21 protein-coding genes are annotated in these 26,153 nt (G+C 73.3%); 8 read left to right on the forward strand and 13 right to left on the reverse strand.

What is annotated here, in order from left to right; genetic code table 11:
• Nucleotides 1-146: 146 nt before the first annotated feature.
• Entirely contained in the window at nt 147-1,829 is a 1,683-nt protein-coding gene (locus tag ACFV9Q_RS01500; protein WP_377232837.1) for a hypothetical protein, read from the reverse strand.
• A gap of 104 nt (nt 1,830-1,933) precedes the next feature.
• Between ACFV9Q_RS01500 and ACFV9Q_RS01505 the strand changes: the two genes are divergently transcribed.
• A complete protein-coding gene (locus tag ACFV9Q_RS01505; protein WP_377232838.1) occupies nt 1,934-3,364 on the forward strand; it encodes a PLP-dependent aminotransferase family protein in 1,431 nt (476 codons plus the stop codon).
• On the opposite strand, the gene ACFV9Q_RS01510 is transcribed toward ACFV9Q_RS01505, so the two are convergent.
• From ACFV9Q_RS01510 to ACFV9Q_RS01540, 7 genes are all read right to left on the reverse strand, one after another.
• Nucleotides 3,309-4,643, reverse strand: a complete 1,335-nt coding sequence (locus ACFV9Q_RS01510) for an APC family permease (protein WP_377232839.1) — start codon at nt 4,641-4,643, stop codon at nt 3,309-3,311. The genes ACFV9Q_RS01505 and ACFV9Q_RS01510 overlap by 56 nt on opposite strands.
• A 49-nt stretch (nt 4,644-4,692) precedes the next feature.
• Nucleotides 4,693-6,546, reverse strand: a complete 1,854-nt coding sequence (locus tag ACFV9Q_RS01515; protein WP_377232840.1) for a potassium channel family protein — start codon at nt 6,544-6,546, stop codon at nt 4,693-4,695.
• A gap of 97 nt (nt 6,547-6,643) precedes the next feature.
• A complete protein-coding gene (locus tag ACFV9Q_RS01520) occupies nt 6,644-8,797 on the reverse strand; it encodes a 3-hydroxyacyl-CoA dehydrogenase NAD-binding domain-containing protein (protein WP_377232841.1) in 2,154 nt (717 codons plus the stop codon).
• Nucleotides 8,798-8,800: 3 nt separating this feature from the next.
• Nucleotides 8,801-10,051, reverse strand: coding sequence for a thiolase family protein (locus ACFV9Q_RS01525; RefSeq protein ID WP_377232842.1), 1,251 nt, complete (start codon nt 10,049-10,051; stop codon nt 8,801-8,803).
• A gap of 242 nt (nt 10,052-10,293) precedes the next feature.
• Complete coding sequence (locus ACFV9Q_RS01530; protein ID WP_377232135.1) at nt 10,294-11,346, reverse strand: lipid II:glycine glycyltransferase FemX; 1,053 nt, start codon at nt 11,344-11,346, stop codon at nt 10,294-10,296.
• A 33-nt stretch (nt 11,347-11,379) separates the two neighbouring features.
• Nucleotides 11,380-12,645, reverse strand: coding sequence for an HRDC domain-containing protein (locus ACFV9Q_RS01535; RefSeq protein WP_377232843.1), 1,266 nt, complete (start codon nt 12,643-12,645; stop codon nt 11,380-11,382).
• The gene (locus ACFV9Q_RS01540) at nt 12,642-13,310 is read right to left on the reverse strand and encodes a DUF3000 domain-containing protein (protein WP_377232133.1); all 669 of its coding nucleotides are present in this window, start codon (nt 13,308-13,310) and stop codon (nt 12,642-12,644) included. The genes ACFV9Q_RS01535 and ACFV9Q_RS01540 overlap by 4 nt, the downstream gene beginning before the upstream one ends.
• A 167-nt stretch (nt 13,311-13,477) precedes the next feature.
• On the opposite strand from ACFV9Q_RS01540, the gene gndA reads away from it, so the two are divergent.
• From gndA to zapE, 6 genes are all read left to right on the forward strand, one after another.
• On the forward strand, nt 13,478-14,914 hold the full coding sequence (gndA, locus tag ACFV9Q_RS01545; protein ID WP_377232844.1) for an NADP-dependent phosphogluconate dehydrogenase: 1,437 nt from the start codon (nt 13,478-13,480) through the stop codon (nt 14,912-14,914).
• On the forward strand, nt 14,911-16,212 hold the full coding sequence (locus ACFV9Q_RS01550; protein ID WP_377232845.1) for a carboxylate--amine ligase: 1,302 nt from the start codon (nt 14,911-14,913) through the stop codon (nt 16,210-16,212). Before gndA ends, ACFV9Q_RS01550 begins: the two co-directional genes overlap by 4 nt.
• 196 nt (nt 16,213-16,408) lie before the next feature.
• Nucleotides 16,409-16,864: a DUF805 domain-containing protein gene (locus tag ACFV9Q_RS01555; RefSeq protein WP_377232846.1), complete on the forward strand. Its 456-nt coding sequence runs from the start codon at nt 16,409-16,411 to the stop codon at nt 16,862-16,864.
• A gap of 5 nt (nt 16,865-16,869) precedes the next feature.
• Nucleotides 16,870-17,292 (forward strand): DUF805 domain-containing protein, encoded by a 423-nt coding sequence (locus tag ACFV9Q_RS01560; RefSeq protein WP_377230614.1) that lies wholly within the window; start codon nt 16,870-16,872, stop codon nt 17,290-17,292.
• A 15-nt stretch (nt 17,293-17,307) separates the two neighbouring features.
• Nucleotides 17,308-17,961 carry a hypothetical protein gene (locus ACFV9Q_RS01565; RefSeq protein WP_377232847.1) on the forward strand — a complete coding sequence of 218 codons (654 nt, stop codon included), beginning with the start codon at nt 17,308-17,310 and terminating at the stop codon, nt 17,959-17,961.
• A gap of 53 nt (nt 17,962-18,014) precedes the next feature.
• Entirely contained in the window at nt 18,015-19,097 is a 1,083-nt protein-coding gene (gene zapE, locus ACFV9Q_RS01570) for a cell division protein ZapE (protein ID WP_377230616.1), read from the forward strand.
• A 10-nt stretch (nt 19,098-19,107) separates the two neighbouring features.
• Here the strand turns inward: zapE and ACFV9Q_RS01575 are convergent, their stop codons facing one another.
• The 3 genes from ACFV9Q_RS01575 to glgX form a co-directional block, all read right to left on the reverse strand.
• A complete protein-coding gene (locus ACFV9Q_RS01575; protein WP_377232848.1) occupies nt 19,108-20,121 on the reverse strand; it encodes a PPK2 family polyphosphate kinase in 1,014 nt (337 codons plus the stop codon).
• Nucleotides 20,122-20,177: 56 nt separating this feature from the next.
• Nucleotides 20,178-21,914, reverse strand: coding sequence for a hypothetical protein (locus ACFV9Q_RS01580; RefSeq protein WP_377232849.1), 1,737 nt, complete (start codon nt 21,912-21,914; stop codon nt 20,178-20,180).
• Between the two features lie 94 nt (nt 21,915-22,008).
• Nucleotides 22,009-24,159 carry a glycogen debranching protein GlgX gene (glgX, locus tag ACFV9Q_RS01585; protein ID WP_377232850.1) on the reverse strand — a complete coding sequence of 717 codons (2,151 nt, stop codon included), beginning with the start codon at nt 24,157-24,159 and terminating at the stop codon, nt 22,009-22,011.
• A gap of 140 nt (nt 24,160-24,299) precedes the next feature.
• On the opposite strand from glgX, the gene ACFV9Q_RS01590 reads away from it, so the two are divergent.
• A complete protein-coding gene (locus ACFV9Q_RS01590; protein ID WP_377230620.1) occupies nt 24,300-24,545 on the forward strand; it encodes a hypothetical protein in 246 nt (81 codons plus the stop codon).
• Between the two features lie 34 nt (nt 24,546-24,579).
• On the opposite strand, the gene ACFV9Q_RS01595 is transcribed toward ACFV9Q_RS01590, so the two are convergent.
• On the reverse strand, nt 24,580-24,837 hold the full coding sequence (locus tag ACFV9Q_RS01595) for a hypothetical protein (RefSeq protein WP_285103749.1): 258 nt from the start codon (nt 24,835-24,837) through the stop codon (nt 24,580-24,582).
• A gap of 121 nt (nt 24,838-24,958) precedes the next feature.
• Nucleotides 24,959-26,122 carry a cystathionine gamma-synthase gene (locus tag ACFV9Q_RS01600; protein WP_377232851.1) on the reverse strand — a complete coding sequence of 388 codons (1,164 nt, stop codon included), beginning with the start codon at nt 26,120-26,122 and terminating at the stop codon, nt 24,959-24,961.
• Nucleotides 26,123-26,153 lie beyond the last annotated feature (31 nt).

Below are 26,153 nucleotides of genomic sequence, written 5' to 3' on the forward strand. Positions count from 1 at the left end.
GAGGGGGAGTGTGGGGTGAGTGGTTCTGCTGCGGGCTGGAGGCGAGCATAAGCGTCTTCGCTGTCCCGGACACCCCCCATCACCCCCCCCCGGGACCGGCCGGCCCGGTCAGACGGTCAGGCGGTCGGACGACCAGCAGTCAGCAGTCAGTGTTCATACGTCCAGGTGCACATCGCGCCGCTGACGGTGTAGCTCACCTTGTCGACCTCGTTGCCCATCCAGCCCTGCACGTAGCCGTCGTGCCGGGTGGCCGTGATGTAGTCGCCCTTCGGGATGGTGACCGTCGTGCTCGGGTGCGTCAGCGAGTAGGCGTTGCACTCGGGGTCGGCGCCCTTCTCGATGTGCTCGCAGTCGTCGCACGCCTCGATCTCGACGACGCCGGTCGCGGGCCCGGTGTAGACCATCTCGAACTCGTCGGGGCTGTAGTTGTAGACGGTCAGCGTGATCGTGCCCTCGGGCTCGTCGCGGGCCGGCACCTTGACGCCCGCCTTGGGGTCCACCAGGGCGATGCCCGCGGCGATCTGGACCCGCTCGGCGTACTCGGCCTCCTTGGCCCTCGGGTACGACTCGAGCAGCCCGGCCACGTTCTGGGCCGCCGCCGCGTACTGCCTGCGCTCGAGCTGCTGCACGCCGCACTTCAGCAGCCCGGCCGGCACCTGCTTGCGCGCCTCGTCCGCCAGGGCGCTGACCTTGCCCGAGTCGAACCCCGCGAGGAAGCCCGTCGACTCCGTCACATGCTCGGTGTCGTCGCAGCCGTCCTTGCCGGTCAGGTCCTTCAGCAGGCCGTCCCGCCACTTCTCGAGGTCGCCGGGCAGTGCTGCGGCAGGGTCGCTGACCGGGTGGTCGGTCAGGAGCTCGGTGAGGTACTTCTTCGCGGTCGGGAACTGGCCGAGGCCGGCGGAGCGGAGCCCGCAGTCGTGCAGGGCCTCGGGCACCTCGGACTGGGCGACGGCCTGCAGCGGCCCGGGGGTGCCCGGCTCGGCGAAGTGCCGCGCCACGGTGAGTCCGTTGCACTCGTCCTTGCCCTTGGCCTGCGCGTACAGGTCGTCGACGAGCCCGGGGACCCGGTCGGCGGCGCGGGTGCCGGGGTGCTCGTCCGCCGTCCGCACGTACGTCGCGTACGCGGCGTCGTACCGGTCCCGGAACGGCGCGAACACCGATCCGGCGCCCTCCAGGCTCTCCGCCGCCTGGTCGAGGTCGTAGGCGAGGTACTCCTCCAGCACCTCGTGCTGCGTCACCACGTAGCCGGCGAACAGCAGCGGAACGACGGCGAGCGTCGCCCAGGCGACCCGGCCCGCGGCCCGCGGCGACCAGACCGTCCGCCTCGGGGTCACGCGCCGGGCCCGCCGCCGGGCGAGGAGCGCGGCGTCCAGCGCGAACAGGGCGAGCACGCCCACGTACCCCACCGCCCACCAGACGGCGATCGGGTCGCGTCCGATCGGCAGCGCGACCCAGGCGAGCCCGGCGGTCGCCGCCAGGGCGACGGCCAGGCGGACCCACGCCCGCAGGTGCAGGTAGCCCAGCCCGAGGCCGCTCAGGTTGAGCAGCGCGGCGGTCAGCGGGCGGGCCGACGGCGGCAGGTCGCCCGGGTCCGCGGGCTCGTCGGACGCACCGGTCGGGCCGCCGGGCTCGTCCGCCCCGGGCGTCTCCCCGGGCGTCTCCTCGATCGTCGCGACGGAAGACGTCTCGGGCGCTGCCACGGACGCGGCCCGTGCCGCCGCCTCGGACAGCAGCGCGGAGACGGTCTCGTCGGTCGTGTCGGTCTGTTCGGACGTCGCGCCGGACGGGTCCTCGGTCGAGGCCTTCTCCGGTGCGCTATCGGTGCTCATACGCCGGGATGCTAGGGCCGACGGCCGGGCGAAAAGCCCGAAAACGCCTGGTTGGCCGGGTGATTTGTTCGCCGAGTCCGAACTGTGACGAGCCGGCCCGCCCGATGAGCCATGATCGGCAGGTGGACCTCGCCGTCGATCTCAGCAACCGTACCGGGCGTACCGACGCGATCTATCGCGCCCTGCACGCCGCGCTCACCACGGGCCGCGTGCCGGCAGGGGAGCGGCTGCCCTCGACGCGCGACCTCGCGCAGGACCTCGGCGTCTCGCGCGCCAGCGTCGCCACGGCGTACGAACGCCTCGTCGCGGAGGGCTTCCTGGAGACGCGGACCGGCGCGGGGACGTTCGCGACCGCGGCCGCGCGCGACGCGGTGCCCGCCCGGCGGCGCAGCCCCGGCGTCCTGCGGCCGCGCGCGGGCTGGCGCTGGGCCGTGCAGCCCGCCAGCGGCGACACGGCACGCCCGGCCCACGACTTCCGCGTGGGCATCCCGGACGCGAGCCTCTTCCCGTTCGACACCTGGCGGCGGCTGCTGGCGGCCGAGTCGCGCGCGGGCGGGGCCGCGGCGGGCGCCTACGGCGGCCCGGCGGGCCTGCCCCGGTTCCGCGCGGCCGTGGCCCGCTACGTGTCGGGGGCGCGCGGGGTCAGCGCCGGGCCCGACGACGTCGTCGCGACCACGGGCGCCCAGCAGGCCCTCGACCTGGTGGCGCGCGTGCTCCTCGAACCGGGGGACGTCGTCGCCGTCGAGGACCCGGGGTATCCCGAGGCCCGGGAGCTGTTCGCGCTGCACGGGGCGCGGGTGGTGCCCGTCCCGGTCGACGCCGAGGGCCTGGTCGTCGACGAGATCCCGGCGCGCGCCCGGCTGGTCTACACCACGCCGTCGCACCAGTTCCCGCTCGGCATGCCGCTGTCGCTGGCCCGCCGGCGCGCCCTCCTGGCGCACGCGGCGCGGCACGACGCCGCGGTGATCGAGGACGACTACGACAGCGAGTTCCGCCGCGCCAACCGTCCGCTGGAGTCCCTGCAGGCCCTGGACCGGGACGGCCGCGTGGTCTACGTGGGCACCTTCTCGAAGTCGCTGCTGCCGGGCCTGCGGGTGGGGTACCTGGTGGCGCCGCCGTCCCTGCGCGAGGCGCTGCTCGCCGCGCGCCAGCTCACCGACGGGCACGGGGCCGTGCACGTGCAGGGCGCGCTCGCGCGCCTCATCGACGACGGCCTGCTCGCCCGGCACGTCCGCAAGGCGTCCGCGGTCTACGCGGAGCGGACCGAGATCCTCCTGGACGCGCTGGACGGGCTCCCGGTCGAGCCCGTCCCCGCGGCGGCGGGCCTGCACGTGGCGGCCTACCTCGGCGACGCCGCCCCGCTGACCTCGACCGCCCTGGTGACCCGCGCCCGACGCCGGTCCGTCGCCCTCGACTCGCTGGCCTCCTTCGCGACCGGTCCCCACCGGGACGGCCTCGTGCTCGGCATCGGCGCAGCGGTCACGAGCTCGATCCGGCCAGGCATCCAGGCTCTGGCTCGCCTGCTGGAGCCGTGACGGGCGCGTTGACGGCCGGAGTGGCGGGAGCCGGGACCACCGCCGCGGCGCGCGCCCGGCGTCGGCGCCAGGCGGTCCAGGCGAGCCCGCCGAGGGCGGCGACCACGGGGCCGGTCATGTGGGCCCCGGTCATCACGAGCAGGCCGAGCGCGGCCACCAGGGACACCGCGGCGCACCACCAGGCCGCGCCCCAGCGGGGCAGCAGCCGCAGGGCCGCCGCGGTCCCCACCACGTAGAGCAGGGAGAACGTCGCGGTCGCCATGAGCAGGATCGCGTCGGTGGACTGGTGCGTCGCGGCGAGCACCGCCGTCGTGCCGAGCGCGACGACCGTGATGAGCGCCAGGGAACGGCGCGGCGTGCGGCCCGGCGCGCTCGCGAGCCAGCCCGGCAGGGCGCCGTCCCGGGCGAGGGCCGCGCCCATCCGGCTGCCGCCCGCGAAGTAGACGTTGATGGCGCCCACGGTCAGCAGCACCGCCACCACCGTGGTGACGGGCCGGGCGCGCTCGCCGAACCCGAGCACCAGCAGGTCCGACAGCGGGGCGGGGCCCGGGGTGGGGCCGAGCACCGCGACCGTGGCGAACGCGACGCCGAGGTACAGCACGCCGACCACGGCCACGGCGATCGCCGTGGCCCGCGGGATGTCCCGGGACGGGTGGCGGTACTCGGCGGACAGCGAGCCGAGGATCTCCCAGCCGGCGAACGCCCAGACCAGCAGCGCCGCGGCGGAACCCACGGCGCCCCAGCCGTGCGGGGCGAACGGCGTGAGGTTGCCCGGCTGCGCGTGCGGCAGCGCCACCACCACGGCCACGGCCAGCAGCAGCGCTACCGAGCCCGCGATGACGAGCTGCGCCGTGCCGGAGATGCGCAGGTCGAACCAGTTCATGACGGCGCACACCGCGATGATGGCCACCGTCGTGACCAGGGCGGTGCCGGCCCCGCCGCCGGTCGCGTCCGCGACGTAGGCGCCGGCGAAGCCCGCCGCGGCGGGCGCGCCCACCGGGATCGTCGCGTAGAACGCCCAGCCGACCATGGTGGACGCCCGCTCGCCGAACGCGAGCCGGGCGTAGGTGGCCACGCCGCCGCCGTCGGGGTGCCGGGCACCGAGGGCGGCGAACGTCGTGGCGAGCGGGATCGACAGGAGCACGAGGCCTGCCCACGCCACGAGCGAGGCCGGGCCGGCCACGCCGGCGGCGAGGGCCGGGAGCGAGATGACGCCGGTGCCGAGCATGGCACCGAGGGTGAGCGCCGCGCCCTGAGGGACGCTGAGACCGTTCTGCATGGTCTTGACCCTAGGCGCGCGGTGGACTGCCGAACGGTCCGATCCGGGGTCAGTCGTTCAGGCCGCTCGCCGCGGCCGTCAGGCCCGCCGGGGCGCGCGCCAGGTCGCGCAGGTGGAGCAGGCCCGCGGTGGTCGCGATGACGAACACGCGGTCGCCCGGGTTGAGGGTGCGGCCCTGCGACGGCTCGAACATGCGCCCGCCCCCGCCGCTCGAGTGGGTCACCGAGTCGACCGCGAGCAGGCGGCTGCGCACGGGCGGCCCGTCGCCGTCCGGATCGCCGTCCGGGCTCCCGGCCGTGGCGGTACCGGTAGCGGCACCGGCACCGGCATCGCCGCCGCCCTCGTCCAGGCCGACGTCGCTGCTGTGCGCGCCGTCGAGGACGCTGCCGCGCTCGACCAGGATCTCGGCGAGCACCAGCACCCGGTCCCGGTACGGGATGGTGGCCTTGACCTCCTGGCCGATCATCGCGGCCGCGAAGGACGGCGCGGCCAGGAACGACGAGCTGAGCCCCACCGAGTCGGGGATCTCGCGCCGGATCCGCCGGGCCAGGTCCCGGTCGAACACCCGCAGGACGGTGCGCAGGCTCGCGGGCGCGTCCTTGGCCCGGGGGATCGAGCGGGCAGCGAAGCTGATCCCGATGGTCGTGGCGCCGCCGCTCGTGACCACGACGATCGCCTGGGCGGCCCCGACGTACGCGCCGCGCAGGGTCGTGGCCCGCCGGGCGTCGCCGATCACCACCGGCACGTCCCGGGCGCGCGCCACCGCGATGCCGCGGGCGGACTCGTCGACGTCGACGGCGATCACCGGCACGCCGCGCCGGTCCAGGGAGCGCACGATGCGGGTACCGAGGTCGCCCATGCCGACGACGACCACGTGGTCGGACATCGCACGCAGCGGGGAGCCGGTGTCGAGCAGCCGCTGGGTGCGCACCACGCCGTCGACCACCACACCCGTGACCCAGGGGATGACGGCGACGCTCACGACCGTCAGCGCCACCTGCGTGACCTTCACGACCGGGTGCGCGTCGTGGTCGGGGTCGCTGCCCGCCAGGGAGGGCAGCACCGCCTCGTAGAGCGCCCCGAGGAACGAGGCGCCGGTGGCCAGCCGGATGGTCACGGCCCCGACGAGCACCACCACCAGGAGCACCCCGGCGGCGAGCAGCAGGTTCCATCCGGACGTGAGTGCCAGGGTCCGCAGGTACTCGCCGAACCGGCGGCGCCGGTGCGGGTCCACCTCGTCCTCGTCGGGCTCCAGGTCCGCCCGGACCTCCGGCAGCACGTCGTCCTCGCCGGCGTCCGCCAGGAGGACCTTGGGGGTGTGCGTGGCCAGCTCGCGCTCGGTCGGCAGGGCCACCACGCCGGTGCCGCCGTCGGACGCGAACAGGACCATGCGGGTCGGGAGCGCGGGCTCCTCGTCGGAGACGGTGACCAGACGCCGGTGCCGCACCGGCAGCCGGACCTGGCGCCGCAGGGCCGCGCCCACGATCTCGGGTGCGGCGAACGCGGAGGACGACAGGACCGTGCAGCGGTCGCGCTCCAGGTGCCGGCCCAGCGACTCGTCGAAGATCCGGACCACGACGTGCAGCGCGGGCCAGGTCTCGCGCAGCAGGAGCGCGAGGGCCACGTTGCCGCCGTCGTCCTGGTTCACGAGCGCGGCCGCCGCGGCGCGGGGGGCACCGGCAACCTTCAGGACCTCCTCGTCGACCCGCGCCGCCTCCTGGACGTCCACGCCCTCCAGCTCCAGGGCCAGGATCTCCTGGGCGTACCGGGAGGTGCGGTCGGGCACCAGCACGGTGACCGTGCCCCGGAACCGGGTGCTCAGCGCCCGGGTGAGGCGGAAGGCGAGGGGGCCGTCGCCGACGACGACGTAGTGCGCGCGTGTGCCCGGACCGGCGGGTGTCATGGTCGCAGAGCGTAGCGGGACCCTCCGACACCGGGCACGAGAGGTGTGCCCGGCGTCGGAGGGTCCCGGAGTTCAGCTCAGTCCAGCTCAGTCCAGCTCAGGACACGGGCACGTTCGCCACGCCGTCCGGCAGGAACCGCCGGCCCAGGACCTTCTCGCTGTAGCCGGTGCGGTCCAGGTACGGCGTGATGCCGCCCGTGTGGAAGCCCCAGCCCGCGCCGAGGATCATGGCGAGGTCGATCTGCTGCGGCCCGGGCACCACGCCCTCCTCCAGCATGAGGCCGATCTCGGTGGTCAGGGTGGTGAGCACCGCGTCGAGCACGCCGTCGCCGTCGAGCACGACCTCGCCGTGGTGGCCGGTCCCGCCCGCGACGAGGGCCTCGCCGAACACGGCCTGGATGGCCGGGTCGACGGGCTTGGGCAGGCCCTTGGCGGGCGCGTCGAGCACCACGCGGGTGCCGTCGGCCACGAGCTTCTGCAGCCCGGGGGAGGCCGGGATGCGGTCGCCCAGGTCCTCGCGCAGCGAGGTGAGCACGTGCAGGCCGACGGCAGGGCCGACGAGGTCCAGCAGCTCGAACGTCGGCATCGGGAAGCCGAGCGGGGCGAGCGCGCGGTCCGCGACGTCGACCGGCGTGCCGTTCTCGATGGCGTCCATGACCTTGCCCATGACGAGCAGCAGCAGCCGGTTGACGACGAAGCCGGGGCGGTCGCCCGACAGCACCGCGGTCTTGCGCAGCTTCTTGGTCACTGCGAACGCCGTGGCCAGGGCCTCCTGCGACGTCTTGTCGGCGTTGATCACCTCGACCAGCGGCATCTGGGCCACGGGGTTGAAGAAGTGGATGCCGACCACACGCTCGGGGTGGGCCAGGTCGGCCGCCATCTCGGTGACGGACAGCGCGGAGGTGTTGGTCGCCAGGATGGTCTCCGGCGAGATCACGCCCTCCAGCTCGGCGAACACCTTCTTCTTGAGCCCCATCACCTCGGTGACGGCCTCGATGACGAAGTCGCACGAGGCGAACTCGTTGATGTCCGTGGTGCCGGACACAGAGGCGACGATCCGGGTGGCGGCCTCCGGCGTCAGGCGCCCGCGGCCGGCCAGCTTCTCGGCCGTCTCGCGGACGAAGGACAGGCCCTTGTCCACGCGCTCCTGGTCGAGGTCGCGCATGACGACGGGCACGCCGAGGCGCTGCGCGAACAGGAACGCCATCTGGGCGGCCATCAGGCCCGCGCCCACGACGCCGACCCTGGTGATCGGCCGGGCGAGCTGCGGGTCCGGCGCGCCCACGGGCTTCTTGCCGGCGCCCACGAGGTTGAACGCGTAGATGCTGGCGCGCATCTCGTCCGACATGATCAGGTCCGCGAGGGCCTCGTCCTCGGCCGCGAACGCGTCGGTCTTCGAGGCGTTGCGGGCGGCGGCGATCAGCTCCAGGGCGCGGCCCGGGGCCGGGCGCGAGGTGCCGACCACGGCGTCGAGCTGGGCCTTCGCGGCCCCGACGACGGCGTCCCACACGGGCTGCGGGTCGAGCTCGCGGCGCGGCACCTCGATCTCGCCGGTGACCACCTTGGCCGCCCAGATGATGGACTGCTCCAGGAAGTCGGCGGCGTCGAACTGCGCGTCCACCAGGCCGATCTTCAGCGCCTCGGCGGGCTTGAAGGGCTTGTTCGCGGCCGGGCGGGTGAGGATGACCTCGATGGCCTTCTCCACGCCGACCAGGCGCGGCACCAGGTAGGCGCCACCCCAGCCGGGCACCAGGCCGATGCCGGTCTCGGGCAGGCCGAGCGCCGCGGCGTCGGACGCCACGGTGCGGTAGTCGCAGTTCAGGGCGACCTCGAGGCCGCCGCCGAGCGCCAGGCCGTTGACGAACGCGAACGTGGGCACGCCCGTGGCGGCCCGCAGGTCGCCCAGGATCGTGTACGCGGCGTGGCCCATGCGGCCCAGCTCGACGGCCTCGGCGTGGCCGTTCAGGGAGGTCACGCCCTTGAGGTCGGCGCCGGCGGCGAGGAAGTACGGCTTGCCCGTCACGCCGACGGCGGCGACCTCGCCGGCCTCGGCGCGGGTGCGGACGACCTCCAGGGCCGCCTTGAGCTCGGCCATACCGGCCGGCCCGAGCGTGTTCGGCTTGGTGTGGTCCAGGCCGTTGTCGAGCGTGACCAGGGCGAGGACGCCGGCGCCGCCGGGCAGGGTCACGTCGCGGACGAGCGAGTGGGTGACGCGCTCCGCCGGAGCGCTGGGGGTGGTGGTCTCAGGCACGGGTCAGTTCTCCTCGTCCGTGTGGCCGGAGTAGTCGGCGTGGTGCGGGTTCTCCCAGATGACGCTGCCGCCCTGGCCCAGGCCCACGCACATGGCGGTCAGGCCGTACCGGACCTCGGGGTGCTGCTCGAACTCGCGGGCGAGCTGCGTCATGAGGCGCACGCCGGAGCTGGCCAGCGGGTGGCCCATGGCGATCGCGCCGCCGTACGGGTTGACGCGCGGGTCGTCGTCGGCGATGCCGTAGTGGTCCAGGAAGGACAGCACCTGGACGGCGAAGGCCTCGTTCAGCTCGAACAGGCCGATGTCGTCGATGGTCAGGCCTGCGGACTTGAGCGCCTTCTCCGTGGAGGGCACGGGGCCGTAGCCCATGATCTCCGGCGGCACGCCGGCGTACCCGTAGGACACCAGGCGCATCTTCACGGGCAGGCCCAGCTCGGCGGCGACGTCGCCGGCGGCCAGGATGGCGCCCGTGGCGCCGTCGGTCAGCGGGGACGACGTCGCGGGGGTGACGCGGCCGCCCGCGCGGAACGGCGTCTTGAGGCCCTGGATGGACTCGAAGGACGTCTCCGGGCGGGGCAGCTCGTCGGCGGTGGCCAGGCCCCAGCCCAGCTCCGCGGAGCGGACGGCGACGGGCACCAGGTCCGGGTCGATGTTCCCGTTGGCCAGGGCCTTGGCGTACTTGGCCTGCGACTCGACGGCGAACTTGTCGGCCCGCTCCTTGGTGAGCTGCGGGAACTTGTCGTGCAGGTTCTCCGCGGTGACGCCCATGTTCAGGGACTGGGGGTCCACGAGCTTCTCGGCCACGAACCTGGGGTTGACGTCAGCGTCGAAGCCCATCGGGTGGCGGCCCATGTGCTCCACGCCGCCCGCGATCACGACGTCGGCGGCGCCCATGGCGATGCCCGCGGCGGTGGTGGTGGCGGCCGTCATGGCGCCGGCGCACATGCGGTCGATGGCGTAGCCCGGCACGGACTGGGGGAGGCCGGCCAGCATGCCGACGGTGCGGCCGAGCGTGAGCCCCTGGTCGCCCTGCTGCGTGGTGGCGGCGATCGCCACCTCGTCGATGCGCTCCGGCGGGAGCTCGGGGTGCCGCCGCAGCAGCTCGCGCACCACCTTGACGATCAGGTCGTCGGCACGCGTCTGCGCGTACATGCCGTCGGGCTTGGCCTTGCCGAACGGCGTCCGGGCGCCGTCGACGAAGACGACGTCGCGTACGGCACGGCGGGCACGCGGTGTTTCCGGGGCTGCGGTCATCAGCAGAACTCCTGGGGGTTTTCGGGACGGCGGCGTCCATGAGCGACGCCGCTGGATCGAGATACACGCTACCGCGAGTACCGGTAAAAAGCACGCACGATCTGAGACCCGGTCCGGCGGTTCCTGAAACCCGGTCTCGCAACGCACAAAACCCCCGCTGAGTGCTGGGTATTTGTTGGAATCGGCGTGCGAGACCAACAAATACCCAGCACTCAACGAGGGCGGGTGGTGCGGGGCGGCTGCTAGTTGCCGCGGAGCTTGCGGACCACCTTCTTGGCCGTCGGCAGCGCGCTGTTCCAGGTGGTGTACCAGCGCGAGAACGACACGTCGATCGAGCCGACGAGCTCGTCGGTGTGCTTCGCGAAGCTCTTCTTGAAGTCGCTGATGCCGTCGTTGAGCAGGCCGTTCATGTCGTACCGCACCAGGCCCTGCTCGCGGGCGATCTCGATGGTGCGCCAGTAGGTGGGCGCCGTGGCGGTGGCCTTGCGGCCGGCGTCGTTGCCGCCGCCGTACAGCAGGAACGAGGTGCTGGCGGAGTTGACGCACCACGCGAAGCACGCCGGCACGTCGTCGATGTAGGTGGCCACCAGCACCGACTTGTCGCCGAGCTGCCGGTTGACGTCCAGGTAGTACTCGTCGGAGTGGATGGCGAACCCGGCGCGCTGCGCGGTCTCCTTGTAGACGTCGAGCACCCGGAGCACCTCGGCGTCCTCGGTGACCCGGCGGATGTCCAGGCCGGAGCGCGCGCCCTTGCGGATCTCGTACCGCGTGGACTTGCGCATGTCCGACATCAGCTCGTCGGCGGGCCGGGTCAGGTCCAGGATCAGCGTGCTCGGGATGAGGATCTGGTTCGGCGCGTACCGCCGTCCGGCCAGGTCGAGCTGCGTGCCCGCGGGCCAGTCCGGCTCGATGGTGATGCCGACGCCGCCCACGTTCTCGCGCGCCCACTCCACGACCGTGTTGGTCACGGCGTTGCGGGTCGCGGTGTCGCCCACGCCGAAGACCGCCTGGGCGGTCTCGCCGTCGTGGTGCGCGACGACGGGGCCGCGCGGCACGTAGGACAGCGCCTTGAACTGGGCCGGCAGCGGCCGCACGAGGAGCTGCGCCAGGCCGACGGTCGAGCCGTCCTCCGTGACCCGCAGCCGGTGCGCGCGCCAGTTCCCGGCCGCCTTGACCTCGCCCCAGCCCCACAGCTGGAGCGGGTGGCCGCCGAGGGCGAGCACCTCGCGGTCCCAGGTCGAAGGATCGGTGACGACGTCGACGGCGAGCGTGATGGGCTCCGACAGGGCTGGCATGGGGACGACTCTACTGGGGTCGGCGCGGGGCTTTCACACCGGTTCCTGTGCGGCCTGTGCGAACGCCCGCTCCAGACCCTCGGCCAGCAGCCCGACCTGCCACTCGCGGGCGCCGCGTCCGCGCAGGAAGTCGGCGATCCCGGCGGCGTCCGCGGGCGACGGTGGTGTCCAGCACAGCCGGCGCAGCGCGTCGGGCTGCAGCAGGTTCTCCACCGGGATGCTCAGCTCCTCGGAGAGCGCGGTCACGAGCTCGCGGGCGGCGGTCAGGCGGCGCGCCGCGACGGCGTCGCGGTCGCCCCAGGTGCGCGGCGGCGGCGGGCCGTCGGAGCGCGGGCCCCGCACGGACGGCAGCGCGGCGTCGGGCAGGGCGCGCGCGTCGTCGATCGCCTTCTGCCAGTAGGCGGCCCGGCGCTTGGTGCCCTTGCCCGCGAACTCGGGCAGCAGCACGAGCTGGCCGGCGGTCCGGGGCATGGCCTTGGCCGCCGCGACGATGGCACGGTCGGGCAGCACCCGGCCCGGCGAGATGTCACGCGCCTGGGCGCTCGCGTCGCGCGCGACCCACATCGCCCGCACGGCGGCGACCTGGCGCGGGTTGCGCAGCACGTGCATGCCGGACGTGCGGCGCCACGGGTCGACGCGCGGCGCCGGCGGGGGCGCGGTGCGCACCGCCTCGAACTCCTGCGCCGCCCACTGCGTCTTGCCGGCCGCCTCCAGGCGCTCGGCCAGGCGGTCGCGCAGCTCGACCAGCACCTCGACGTCGAGGGCGGCGTACCGCAGCCAGTCCTCCGGCAGCGGGCGCGTGGACCAGTCGACGGCGGAGTGCTCCTTGGCCAGCCCGAGACCCAGCACCTCGGCCACGACGGCGGCCAGGCCGACGCGCTCCATGCCGAGCAGCCGCGCCGCGAGCTCGGTGTCGAAGACGCGGGCCGGGTGCAGGCCGTGCGCGGCGAGCCCCGGCAGGTCCTGGGAGGCGGCGTGCAGCACGAACTCGGCGTCGCCCACCGCCTCGCCCAGCGCGCCCAGGTCGGGCACGCCGACGGGATCGATCAGTGCCGTGCCCGCACCGGCGCGCCGCACCTGGACCAGGTACGTCGCCTGCCCGTAGCGGTACCCGGAGGCGCGCTCGGCGTCGGCCGCGACAGGGCCCGAGCCGGCGGCGAACGCCTCCACGACACGTGCGAACGCCCCCGGCGTCGCCACGACATCGGGCAGCCCGTCGGCGGGCTCGGTCAGCGGTGTGACGGGTGGTGGCACGGGCGTCGATGTCTCCGCAGGGACTCCTCGCTCCGTGGTGGTCATGGGCCTACCGTATGGCGTTGCCTGGATCGGTCGGTAAAACGCCTGGTGAGAGCCGCGACGCCCTCGGGCAGCGGGGGCACTCCCGCCGCCATGGTGAGCAGCGCGGCCCACGCGCGCAGGTGCGTCCCGAGCCGCGTGTCGACGGGCGTCCACGACGCCCGGATCTCCAGGTCCACCGCGTCGGGCGTGCCGTCCAGGGCGCCGTAGCTCTGCGACAGCACCCGGGTGACCGTGCCGCCGTCGGCCAGCGTGTCGGTGCCGGGGACCAGGCCCGCGGTCTCGAGGCACTCGCCCACCCAGGACCAGGCGACGTCGGCCAGCATCGGGTCCGCCGCCATCTCGGGCTCCAGCGTGGCCCGCACCAGGGTCACCACGCGGAACGTGCCGTGCCAGGCCTCCTGGCCGGCCGGGTCGTGCAGCACGACGAAGCGACCGGTGGCGAGCGGGTCGGTGTCGTGGTCGTGCTCGTCGGACCGGTCCGGCTCGCGCCGGCCCGGCGGCGCGCCCGGCAGGACGTCGCCCGAGAGCGCCACGCTGAACGGCGCCACCCGGCGCGGGGCGGGGATCTCGGTGAGGCGTACCTCGGCGCGCAGGGCCGCGCCGCGCAGGTCAGCGAGGGCTGCTGCGAAGTCGACGGGAACACCGGTGGGCGGGCCGCTGGTCACCACTTCACCGTACGTCCGTGGTGGCGCCGCCACGGGGAGGCGCGCGGCTGACGCCGGATCGTGACCTGCGCGGTGGCGAAGTGAGTCAGGGCACTAGGCTGGCAAGCGGGTCGCGGCGCGCGCACCGCGGGCGCCGGCCCGTCTTCCACTGCAGAAGGAGCAAGAACGTGTCAGGCACAGCACAGATCGGCGTCACCGGGCTGGCGGTGATGGGTCGCAACCTCGCGCGGAACTTCGCACGTCACGGGTACACGGTGGCGGTCCACAACCGTTCGTACGCGAAGACCGAGTCGCTGGTCGCGGAGCACGGTGACGACGGCAAGTTCGTCCCGAGCGAGTCCATGGCGGACTTCGTCGCGTCGCTGGAGCGGCCGCGCAAGGTGGTCATCATGGTCAAGGCCGGCGGTCCCACGGACGCCGTCATCGACGAGCTGGTGCCCCTCCTGGAGGAGGGCGACATCGTGGTCGACGCCGGCAACGCCCACTTCCCGGACACGATCCGGCGCGAGGCCGCCCTCAAGGAGCACGGCCTGCACTTCGTCGGCACCGGCGTCTCCGGCGGCGAGGAGGGCGCGCTGAACGGCCCGTCCATCATGCCGGGCGGCACGCGCGAGTCGTACAAGTCGCTCGGGCCCATCCTGGAGGACATCTCCGCGAAGGTGGACGGCACCCCGTGCTGCACCTACGTGGGCTCCGACGGCGCCGGGCACTTCGTCAAGATGGTGCACAACGGCATCGAGTACGCCGACATGCAGCTCATCGCGGAGGCCTACGACCTGCTGCGCCAGGGGCTGGGTGCCTCGGCCGCGGAGATCGGCCAGATCTTCGCGCAGTGGAACACGGGCGACCTGGAGTCGTTCCTCATCGAGATCACCGCCGACGTGCTGCAGCACGTGGACGCGGACACGGGCAAGGCGTTCGTCGACATCGTGCTGGACCAGGCCGAGCAGAAGGGCACCGGCCGCTGGACGGTGCAGAACGGCCTGGACCTGGGCGTGCCGATCACCGGCATCGCGGAGGCCACGTTCGCCCGCGCCCTGTCCGGCTCGGTGCCGCAGCGCGCCGCCGGCCGCGCGGCCCTGCCGGCCCACGCGCAGGCCTGGGAGGTCAAGGACCGTGACGCCTTCATCGAGGACGTCCGCCAGGCCCTCTACGCCTCCAAGGTCGTCGCCTACTCGCAGGGCTTCGACCAGATCGCCGCGGCCGCGGCCGAGTTCGGCTGGGACATCGACCGGGGCGCGATGGCCCGGATCTGGCGCGGCGGCTGCATCATCCGCGCCCGGTTCCTGAACCGGATCACCGAGGCCTACGAGCGCGACGCCGACCTGCCGCTGCTGCTCGCCGACCCGTACTTCACCGACGCCGTCGCGAGCGGCCTGCCCGCCTGGCGCCGCGTCGTGGCCGGTGCGGCCCAGAACGGCGTGCCCACGCCGGCGTTCTCCTCCTCGCTCGCGTACTACGACGGCGTCCGCGCCGAGCGGCTCCCGGCCGCCCTGGTGCAGGCGCAGCGCGACTTCTTCGGTGCCCACACCTACAAGCGGGTCGACCGCGAGGGCACCTTCCACACGGAGTGGTCCGGCGACCGCACGGAGGCCGAGGCGTGAGGGGTTTCCCCGCTGAGCAGGGACCGGTAGGCGGCGGGGAGCAGACGGCTCCCGAGATGCTGGTGGTGGGGATCGGCGGCGACGTCGGGATGTACGCCCTGGTGCGTGCGTTCCACGAGCAGTACCGCACGCACGCCGTCGTGCTGTCCAAGGTGGCCACGCGCGCGATGCAGGACTCGGCGATCGCCGAGAACGTGGTGGTGCCCGGCCTGGACGACGTCGACGTGTTCCTCTCGACGCTGGAGGGCATCGCCCAGCAGCACCGGGACAAGACGCTCGTGCTGCTGACGAACGCCGACTGGCACGTGCGCACCGTCATCCTGAACCGGGAGCGGCTGGAGGCGGCGGGCTACGTGCTGCCGTACCCGTCGCTGCCGGTCCTGGAGCAGGTCAGCAGCAAGGAGGGCTTCGCTCAGGTCTGCGACCAGCTCGGCATCCCGACGCCGCGCACGGTCCCGGTCGACGTCGCCAAGCTGGTCGCCGAGGGCGGCCGCGCCGCGGTGCCGGCGCTCGCGGTGGACCTGCAGTACCCCGTGGTCGGCAAGCCGTCCAACAGCGCCGAGTGGTACTACGTGGACTTCCCCGGCAAGGCGAAGATCCACCACATCGACTCCCGCGAGGAGCTCGACGTGATCCTGGGCCACCTCGCGGACGCCAACTACCCGGGCACGTTCCTGGTGCAGGAGTTCATCCCGGGCGACGAGACGCAGATGCGGTCCCTGACCGCGTACCGCGACACGTCGGGCGAGGTGACGCTCCTGGCCACGGGCCGGGTGCTGCTGGAGGAGCACACGCCGGGCACGCTCGGCATCCCGGCCGCGATCCTGGTCGAGGCGTACGACGACGCCATGGACGCGGCCACGAGGTTCCTCGACCTGACCGGCTACGTCGGCTTCGCCAACTTCGACTACAAGCTGGACCCGCGCACGGGCAGGCACGTGTACTTCGAGGTGAACCCCCGCATCGGCCGGAACAACTACTACGTGACGGCGGGCGGGGCCAACGTGGCCCGCGTGCTGGTCGAGGACTGGGTGCTGCACCGCCCGATCCGTCCCGTGCGGGCGGTGCGCGAGGTGCTGTACACGGTGGTGCCCTTCGGCCTGCTGTCGAAGTACGTGCTGGACCCGGAGCTGAAGTCGCGGCTCAAGGCGCTCAAGGCGAGCGGCGCCGTGGTCAACCCGCTGAAGTACGACGCCGACTCCGGTCTCAAGCGCCGGCTCATCGTCGAGGCGATCACGCAGAACTACCGCCGCAAGTACGCCCAGTACTACCCGGAGCCGACCGCCACGGGCTACTGACCGCGGCGGTTCCGCCCGACGTGTCAGACGCTCAGGTCCCTCCGGGGGCCTGAGCGTCTGACACGTTCAGGAGCTTTTCTCACCCATGGGTACTTCTGCCCAGATTTAAGCCTTGCGTACTTATTGACTGATCGGGACACTATGTGCGCACTTGCTGGAGGTTTCCAGCATAAATCGTGAGAGAGGCTTCCTCCTGATGTCGTTCATCGAGTCCATCCGGACCGTGCTGTCGAAGTACGCCACGTTCAGCGGCCGTGCCCGGCGCTCCGAGTTCTGGTGGTACTACCTGGCCCTGGTCATCGTCGAGAGCGTGCTCTACTTCGCGCTCATCGTGCCGGGCCTCACGGCCTACACGACGGCCATGCTCGAGGCCGCCAACGCGGGCAGCACCACGGTGCCCGCCATGCCCGGCTCCCTGACGACCGGCTACCTCGTCCTCTCGCTGGTCGCGCTCGCGCTGCTCCTGCCGACGCTCGCCGTGATCGTGCGCCGCCTGCACGACACCGGCAAGTCGGGCGCCCTGGCGTTCCTGCTGCTCATCCCGGTCGTCAACTTCATCCTGATCATCGTGTGGGGCGCCTCCGCCGGCACCCCGGGCCCGAACCAGTTCGGTCCCGACCCGAAGGCCGTCGACCAGGCCGCCGCGGTCTGACCCACGTGTCGATCGTCGAATCCGTCCGGACCTGCCTGCGCAGGTACGGCGACTTCACCGGCCGCGCCCGGGCCTCCGAGTACTGGTTCTTCTACCTCGCGCTGGCGATCGTGAACACCGTGATCTTCGTGGTGCTCCTGATCCCGGCCCTGGTCACGATGGACCCGGTCACGCAGGAGCCGGGGGTGCTGGGGTCGATCGGCTCGGCGCTGCTGGGGATCGTCGTGCTCGCCACGTTCGTGCCGCTCCTCGCGGCGGGCGTGCGGCGCCTGCACGACACCGGCAAGTCCGGCTGGTTCTACCTGCTGTGCCTCGTCCCGTTCTTCGGCGGGATCATCATCGTCGTGCTGCTCGCCCTGCCGGGTGAGCCCGGACCCAACCGGTTCGGGCCGGACCCGAGGGCCGTGCCGCAGCCGGTCGCGCTCTGACCTAGTCTGAGCGGCATGACCGGATCCCGCCCCGTCCTCGTGGTCGGGGCCAGCGGCTACGTCGGCAGCCGGGTCGCCCGCGGCCTGGCTGCCGACGGGCGCGCGGTGCTCGCCGCGGCCCGTCGCCCCCTGCCCGACGCCGGCGACGGCGTCATCCCCGTCCGGTACGAGACCGTCGCCGACCTGCCCGACGCCGTCCGCGCCGCCTGCGACCGTGCGGGCGCCCCGCTGCCCGGGGCCGTCGTGGCGTCGATCGGCGGCTGGCACAAGGGCGCCGCCCTGCTGGACGACGACCCGGACCGGTGGACCGCGACGCTGGCCTCCCACCTCACCGCCCACCTCGACGCCGCCCGCGCGCTCTCGCCGCTGCTGGAGCCCGGCGACCCGTACGTCGTGATCAACGGCTCCGCCTCCCGCGAGGCCATGGCCGGGTCCGGCGCGATCTGCGTGACCGGGGCCGGGCTCGCGATGCTGGTCCAGGTGCTGCGCCTGGAGGCCGCGGAGGCCGGGTCCGGTGCCGTGCGGTTCCACGAGCTCGTCATCGACCACGCCGTCGCGGGCGACGACCGCAACGTGGACCCGGCCCAGACGCGGACCGCCGCCCAGGTGGTCCACGCCCTCGGCGAGGTGCTCGACCAGCCCGGCGCACCCGCCGTCGTCCACGTGTGACGTTGCTCTCGTGGCACGCCCGGTGACCTGAGCCGCCGGTAATCTTCTGCTTCGTGACAGCCCCCGCCACCGAGACCCAGACCGTCCGGACCACCCAGGCCCTCAGCGCCGTCCGGCCGCAGGTCCCCGTCGACCGGCTCGTCACCGACCTCGTACCGCCCCGGCACTTCGCCGCCGCGCGGTTCGCGACCTACCGCGCCAACCCGGCGCACCCCAGCCAGGGCCGCGCGCTGACCCGGCTGCAGGAGATCGCCCAGCAGATCACCGCCCCCCGGCGCCTGTTCGCCCGCCGCCAGCCGGCCCCCGCGGTCTACCTCGACGGCGGCTTCGGTGTCGGCAAGACGCACCTGCTCACCTCGCTGGCCCACGCCGTCGGCGAGGCCCTCGGCCCGGCCCTTGGATCGAATGCTGCGGCGTACGGCACGTTCGTCGAGTACACGAACCTCGTGGGGGCCCTCGGGTTCCTCCCGACCGTCGAGGCGCTGGCCGCCAAGAAGCTGGTCTGCATCGACGAGTTCGAGCTGGACGACGCCGGCGACACGACCCTCATGTCGCGCCTCATGCGGGAGCTCGCGGACCGCGGCGTCGCGCTCGCCGCGACGTCGAACACGCTGCCCGGCGCGCTGGGGGAGGGCCGGTTCGCCGCCCAGGACTTCCAGCGGGAGATCAAGGCCCTGTCCGACCGCTTCGAGACGCTGCGGGTCGACGGCGAGGACTACCGCCACCGCGACGTCGTCACCGACCCCGAGCCGCTGACCGTCGACGAGGTGACGGCGGCCGCCGCCCGCCCGGGCGCCACGCTCGACGCGTTCGACGACCTGCTGGAGCACCTCGCCACCGTGCACCCGAGCCGCTACGGCGCGCTGCTCGACGGCGTCTCCGTGGTGGCGCTGACGGGCGTGCACCCGGTGACGGCGCAGGCCGTCGCGCTGCGCCTCGTGGTGCTCGTGGACCGGCTCTACGACCGGGACGTGCCCGTGCTGCTGGCCGGCGCGGGGGACACGCGCGGCCTGTTCACCGACGAGATGCTCGCCGGCGGGTACCGCAAGAAGTACTTCCGGGCGCTGTCCCGGCTGGGCGCGCTGGCCGAGGAAGGACGCCGCCTCGTCACGCAGGACGAGGCGAGCCGGAACTGAACCGCCCGGCTTACGTCTCCGCGAGCCGCGCCTTCTCCGCCGCCACGTCGAAGTCGGCGGGCGGCCAGCCCAGGTCCAGCGACCGCAGGGCGTCGGTCAGCAGCTCCGTGACCGCCAGGCGGGCGTACCACTTGCGGTCCGCCGGCACCACGTACCAGGGCGCGTCCTTCGTGGAGGTGCGGTCCAGCATCTCCTGGTAGGCCGCCAGGTACTGCGGGAGCTTGAGCCGCACGTCGATGTCGCTCGGGTTGTACTTCCAGTGCTTGTCCGGGCGGTCGAGCCGCTTGGCCAGGCGCTTCTTCTGCTCGTCGGGCGAGACGACGAGCGTCACCTTCACGATCGCGGTGCCCGACGCCGCCACCTCGGTCTCGAACGCGTTCAGCTCGGCGAAGTGCTTGCGCCAGACCCGGACCGGCTCCAGCCGGTCCACCCGGACCACCAGGACCTGCTCGTGGTGCGACCGGTCGAACACCCCGAGGTAGCCGGGGCGGGGCAGGGCGTTGCGGATGCGCCACAGGTAGTCGTGCTGCCGTTCCTCCTCGGTCGGCACGCCGAACCCGCGGTGCATCACGCCCTGCGGGTCCACCATGCCCACCACGTGCCGCACGATGCCGCCCTTGCCCGAGGTGTCGATGCCCTGCAGCACGAGCAGCACGGACCGGTCGCCGCCGGTGCGGCCGTGCGCGAAGAGGCGCTCCTGCAGGTCGGCGAGCTCCTCGCCGCGGGTGGCCATGAGCTGCTCGCCGTCGGCCCGGCTCCCGGCCCAGCCGGGGGTGGCCGCCTGGTCCAGGGCGCTCAGGTCGGTGCCGCGCACCCACCGCAGGGACTCCTCGACCGGGGTCTCCCACAGGTCGCCCGGCTCCCGCGGCGGTGCGGACTTCTTCGCGCTCTTCTCAGCGGCCCTGCCCGCGCCACCCTTGTCGGCGCCCTTGTCGACGCTCTTCTTCGCGCCGCCCTTGCCGGCGCGCTCGCCCGCCTTCTTCCCCGCGCTCTTCCCCGTGGACTTTCCCGGCTTCTTCGCCATCGGACGCCTCCTTCGCGCGACCGGTCGGCGCCGGTCCCCGAACCCAGGTTCCCAGGTCAGGCCTCCGCGCGCAGCACGGCCGTCATCCGGGGCGGGACCGTGAGGGTGTCGCCCACCAGGCGGGTCGCCCCCGGCTCCCACGCGGCGGCCAGCCGGAACGCCCCGGGCAGCGGGGCCCGGCTGGCGCCCTCGGCGGGTCGCAGGAGGCTCCCGAGCCGCAGCGCGGCCAGGCCGTGCCCCGTGTTGAGCACGAACGCCAGGCTGCCCCGCAGCACCGCGATCACCGAGCGGTCCGCCGTGGACCGGATCTCCAGGGGGAGGTCCAGCTCGTCGGTGATGGCGAGGCGGATCGCGATCAGGTCGTGCGCCCAGCTCGAGAGCCGCTGCTCGCCGGCGTTGCGCGGCACCACGGGCACGTGGACCGTGTCGAGCACCAGCGGGTTGCCCGCGAGGATCACGGTGGCGAGCACGCTGGCCCGGATGTCGACGTCGTCCACGCCCAGCAGCGCCGTGGCGGGGCTCTCCTCGCCTGCCCACGGCACCGTGAGCTGCGCGGCGGGCAGCCGCGTGATGTCCTCGACCACGCTGGCGCCGGAGCGGACCCGGCTGCGCCGCCCGCCGTTCTGCCGGGTGGCGCGGCGCACCGACGGGTGCACCAGGTCGGCGAGCATCTGCAGCGCCTGGATGTCCTCGGTCTTGCCCGGCCCGGACAGGATGCGCAGCAGGATCGTGGTGAGCCGGTCGCTCCGGCCAGGCCCGTCCACCAGCAGGCTGAACCGGCGCTCGAGCTGCTCGCCCAGGCCGACGACGTAGTCGGCCAGCTCGCCGAGGAACGGCGTGGGGGAGCGGTCCACGAGCGCGTCGACGTCGAGCACCAGGCCGTCCACGTGGTACTCGCGCAGCCAGTGCCGCGCGTCGTCCACGAGGAAGTCCCGGGGGCCGCGGCTGCCGCTGCCGTCGAGGTTGATGCGGTCGCCCACGTAGTCGGTCCGCACGGTGGGCGAGGAGGGCACCTTGCCGGCCCGTGTGCCGATCGTGGGCACCTGGCCGGTGCGGAGCTGGATGGGGCCGGTCCGCGGCCGGTCCAGGGGCACCTGGCCGGTCCGGGGGCGCATGGCCTGCAGGGCGTACTCGCCCGCGTCGCCGACCTCGGTCCGGGCCACGCGCGGGCGGCCGCCGCCGCCCGTCAGGTAGGGGCCGTACGCCTCCAGGCCGAGCTCGTCGGCCACGGCCCAGCGGTAGGGGATGTCCAGCACGACGGCGAGGCCGGCGGCGTGGGCGGCGTCGACGAAGCGCTGCAGCGCCCGCGGGCCGCCGTACGGCTCGTGCACCGAGTACAGGCGCACGCCGCGGGCCGGGCCGAGCGCGGGGTCGAACGCCGCGACCGGCGCCAGCTCGACGCCGTGCACCCCGAGGCCGGCGATCGTGGGCAGCAGCTCCGCCGCGGCGTCCAGCGTGCCCGCGGGGGTGAAGGTCTCGACGTCGACGTGCATGAGCACGCCCGTGGAGAGGTCCGGCGGGGACCAGGTGCCGTCGGTCCACTCGAAGGCCGGGTCGAAGACGCGGGTGGGCCCGTGGATGCCCTGCGGCAGCCACACGCTGCGCGGGTCGGGCAGCAGGGGGCCGCCGTCCACGGAGTAGCCGTAGTCGGTGCCGTGCCCGAGCACGCTGTCGGCGCCCCAGTACCCCGGCTCGCCGGCGCCCACGAGGCGCAGCGGCATGTGCTCCGGCTCCTCGTACGGGTCGTACGGCACGAGCACCTCGATGATGCGGGCGCGCGGGGCCCACACCACCGGTCTGGGCCCGGGAACGGGCATGTCAGGGCCCGGGCGGGGCGGTGGTGTGCTGCCTCCGGTTCCACTCCTCGGTCCGGTCACGGCCGACAGCCTAGCCCGGTGTTCCGGATGGGCGAGTCAGTACGACCACGCTTCGGCCCGTCACGGACAGACCGGTGCCCGCTCCGAGCACCGTCCCGGGCTCCGCGCTGCCGTCGGTGTCCAGGACCACGGTCCACGACGCGCCGTAGCCGGCGGGCGGCAGCGTGAAGTCCAGCGCCTCGAAATGGGCGTTGAGCAGCAGCAGGAAGGAGTCGTCGACCACCGCCTCGCCGCGCCGTCCCGTCTCCGTGATCGCGTCGCCGTTGAGGAAGACGGCCACGGTCCGGGCGTAGGCCTGCTGCCAGTCGGTGTCGTCCATCCGGGCGCCCGTGAGGTCGAGCCACTCGACGTCCGCGGGTCCGCCCGCGGCGTTCGGTGACACCTTCCCGTCGAAGAACCGGCGGCGGTGCAGGATCGGGTGGTCGCGGCGCAGCCGGACGGCCTGCCGGGCGAAGTCCAGGAGCGCGGCGTGCTCGGCGTCCAGCCCGTCGGGGCCGCCCCAGTCCACCCAGGTGAGCTCGTTGTCCTGGCAGTAGGCGTTGTTGTTGCCCTGCTGGGTGCGGCCGAGCTCGTCGCCGTGGGCGATCATCGGCACGCCCTGGCTCAGCATCAGCGTGACGAGCAGGTTGCGGCGCTGCCGGGCGCGCAGCTCCTTGATCTCCGGGTCGTCCGTCGGCCCCTCGACGCCGCAGTTCCAGGACCGGTTGTGGTTCTCGCCGTCCTTGTTGTCCTCGCCGTTGGCGTCGTTGTGCTTCTCGTTATACGCCGTGAGGTCGGCGAGCGTGAAGCCGTCGTGCGCGGTGACGAAGTTGATGGACGCGCTCGGCAGGCGGCCGCTGTGCTCGTACAGGTCGCTGGACCCGGTCAGGCGGGAGGCGAACTCCGGCAGGGTGGCCGGCTCGCCGCGCCAGAAGTCGCGCACCGTGTCGCGGTAGCGACCGTTCCACTCGGTCCACAGCGGCGGGAACCCGCCCACCTGGTAGCCGCCGTCACCCAGGTCCCACGGCTCGGCGATGAGCTTGACCTGGGAGATCACGGGGTCCTGGTGCACGATGTCGAAGAACGCGCTCAGCCGGTCGACCTCGTGGAACTGGCGGGCGAGCGTGGCCGCCAGGTCGAAGCGGAACCCGTCGACGTGCATCTCCTCGACCCAGTACCGCAGCGAGTCCATGATGAGCTGCAGCACGGCGGGGGAGCGCATGAGCAGCGAGTTGCCGGTGCCGGTCGTGTCGAAGTAGTGCGCGTCGTCGCCGTCGACCAGCCGGTAGTAGGCGGCGTTGTCGATGCCCCGGAAGCCCAGGGTGGGGCCCAGGTGGTTGCCCTCGGCCGTGTGGTTGTAGACGACGTCGAGCAGCACCTCGATGCCCGCCTCGTGCATCGCCTTGACCATGGCCTTGAACTCCATGACCTGCTGGCCGCGGCTGCCGTAGCCGGCGTAGCCGTTGTGCGGGGCGAAGAACCCGATCGTGTTGTAGCCCCAGTAGTTCGTCAGGCCCTTGGCGGCCAGCGACGGGTCGGTGACGAACTGGTGCACGGGCATGAGCTCGATCGCCGTGACGCCCAGGGCGCGCAGGTGCTCGATCACCGCGGGGTGGGCGAGCCCGGCGTAGGTGCCGCGCAGCTCGTCGGGGACGTCCGGGTGGCGCATCGTCAGGCCCTTGACGTGCGCCTCGTAGATCACCGTCTCGTGGTACGGCGTGGCCGGCGGGCGGTCGTGCCCCCAGTCGAAGAACGGGTTGACCACGACGGAGACCATCGTGTGGCCCAGGGAGTCGGCGGCGTCCGGCGTGGTGCCCGTGGTGGCCTGCTCCACGTCCGTGAACGCGTACGAGAACAGGGACGGGTCGCCGTCGAGGTCGCCGTCCACGGCCTTCGCGTACGGGTCCAGCAGGAGCTTGGCCGGGTTGCAGCGGTGGCCCGACGCCGGGTCGTACGGCCCGTGCACCCGGTACCCGTAGCGCGTCCCGGGGCCGACGCCGGGCAGGTACACGTGCCACACGTGCGCGTCCGTCTCGGTGACCTCGACGCGCGTCTCGGTGTCGTCGTCGGCCAGGAGGCACAGCTCCACCCGTTGTGCGACGGACGAGTAGAGCGCGAAGTTCGTCCCCGTACCGTCGAAGGTCGCCCCGAGGGGGTAGGGGCGACCAGGCCACGTCTGCATCGCACGATCATCACACCCCGCGGGGGTACGTGGGGGGAGATCTCGTGGTGGGCGTGCCGTGGTCGTGGAGGCTTGGCGTGGATTCGAAATACTGTGCCAAGCGGATGCGAGGAACCTCCAGTTCCTGCGAGAATGGCCACATGATCACGGGGGAACCCCAGCCCACCAGTGACTCGGCCGATTCGGTCCCGACCGACCTCATCGACGAGTCGAACGCCTCCTACGCCCACATCGCGCCGCCGGTCGCCCGCCGCGTCGCCACCCGTCGCGGCCTGCTCGGCGGCGGTGACGTCTCCAAGGCCCCGCGCAACCTCGCCGGCTGCGAGCTGGACCCGATCTCGGGTTCCTCGAGCGGCGTGTCCTGGGACGACCCCGACGAGCTCTGACGGCGCCCGGCGGCCCCGCTGAGGGGCCGCCGCGTCAGCGGGGCAGCCGTGCCGGATCCACCGGGATGAGCCGCGGCATGCCCGCGGGCGCCACCTCGCTCAGCGCCAGGTAGCGCGCCTCGGCGCGGTGCAGCCGGATGTGCTCGTCGAGCGACCACTGCGGCCCGTTGGTCAGCGTCATGCCGCAGGCGCAGTCGATCTCCTCGCGGTCGCCCGGCAGGTGCCGCACCTGTCCCACGGTGGTGTGGGAGGCGCGGGCGTCCGCCTTGGCGCGATGCATCACGGCGCTCACGGGAGCATGTTCGGTCACGCCCCAACCCTAGACGCCCCCCGAACGTCGTTGAGTGCTGGCCATCTGCGGCCCGGAAGGCCTCCGCACCGCAGATAGCCAGCACTCAACGAAAGGGGGTGGGTCAGATGTGGTCCAGGGCCTGCAGGACGTCGTCCAGGAGGTCCGTCACGTCCTCCAGGCCCACCGACAGGCGGACGATCGACGGCGAGACCTCGGCCTCCGTGCCCCGCACCGACGCGTGGGTCATCTCGCTCGGGTAGTTGACCAGCGACTCCACGCCGCCGAGCGACTCGGCCAGCAGGAACACCTTGGTCGACTCGGCGAACGTGCGCGCCGCCTGCTCGCCTCCGGCGAGCTCCAGCGAGATCATGCCGCCGAACCGCGACATCTGGTGGGCGGCGATCTTGTGGCCCGGGTGGTCGGGCAGGCCCGGGTACAGCACGCGCGCGACGGCGGGGTGGTGCACCAGGCGCTCGGCGAGCGTCTGCGCCGTCTCGGAGTGCCGCTGCATCCGCACCGACAGCGTCTTGATGCCGCGGGTGGTGAGGAACGCGTCGAACGGGCTGGACACGGCGCCCGCGGCGAACTGCACATAGCGCACCTGCTCCGCGAGCTCGTCGGCCCCCTCCTTGACGACGACGGCGCCGCCGACGACGTCGGAGTGCCCGCCGAGGTACTTGGTCGTGGAGTGCACCACGACGTCGGCGCCCAGGTCGAGGGGGCGCTGCAGCGCGGGGGAGGCGAACGTGTTGTCGACCACCAGGAGCAGGCCGTTCTCGTGCGCGAGCTCGGCCAGCGCGGGGATGTCGCTGATCTTCATCAGCGGGTTCGACGGCGTCTCCACCCACAGCACCTTGGACTCCGGCCGGACGGCGGCGCGCACGGCGTCGAGGTCGGCGGTGTCCACGGTCGTGTGCGCCACGCCGGCCTTGCCGTGCACGGTGCGGATCAGGCGGTGCGTGCCGCCGTACACGTCGTTCGGCACGAGCACGTGGTCCCCGGGGGCGACGACGGCGCGCAGGAGCGCGTCCTCGGCGGCGAGGCCGGAGGCGAACGAGATGCCGTGGGCACCGCCCTCGATCGCCGCGAGCTGCTCCTCCAGGGCCGTGCGGGTGGGGTTGCCGCCGCGCGAGTACTCGTACCCGCCGCGCAGCCCCCCGATGCCGTCCTGGGCGTAGGTGGAGGTGACGTGGATCGCGGGGATCGCGTCGCCGGTGGTGGGGTCGGTGTGCTGTCCCGCGTGGATGGCGAGCGTGTCGAAACGGCTCGGTCGGGCGTCGGTCATGGGAGTTCAGGTCTCTTTTCGAAGGGTGCGT

The organism is Promicromonospora sp. NPDC059942 (assembly GCF_042731755.1).
GTDB lineage: Bacteria > Actinomycetota > Actinomycetes > Actinomycetales > Cellulomonadaceae > Promicromonospora.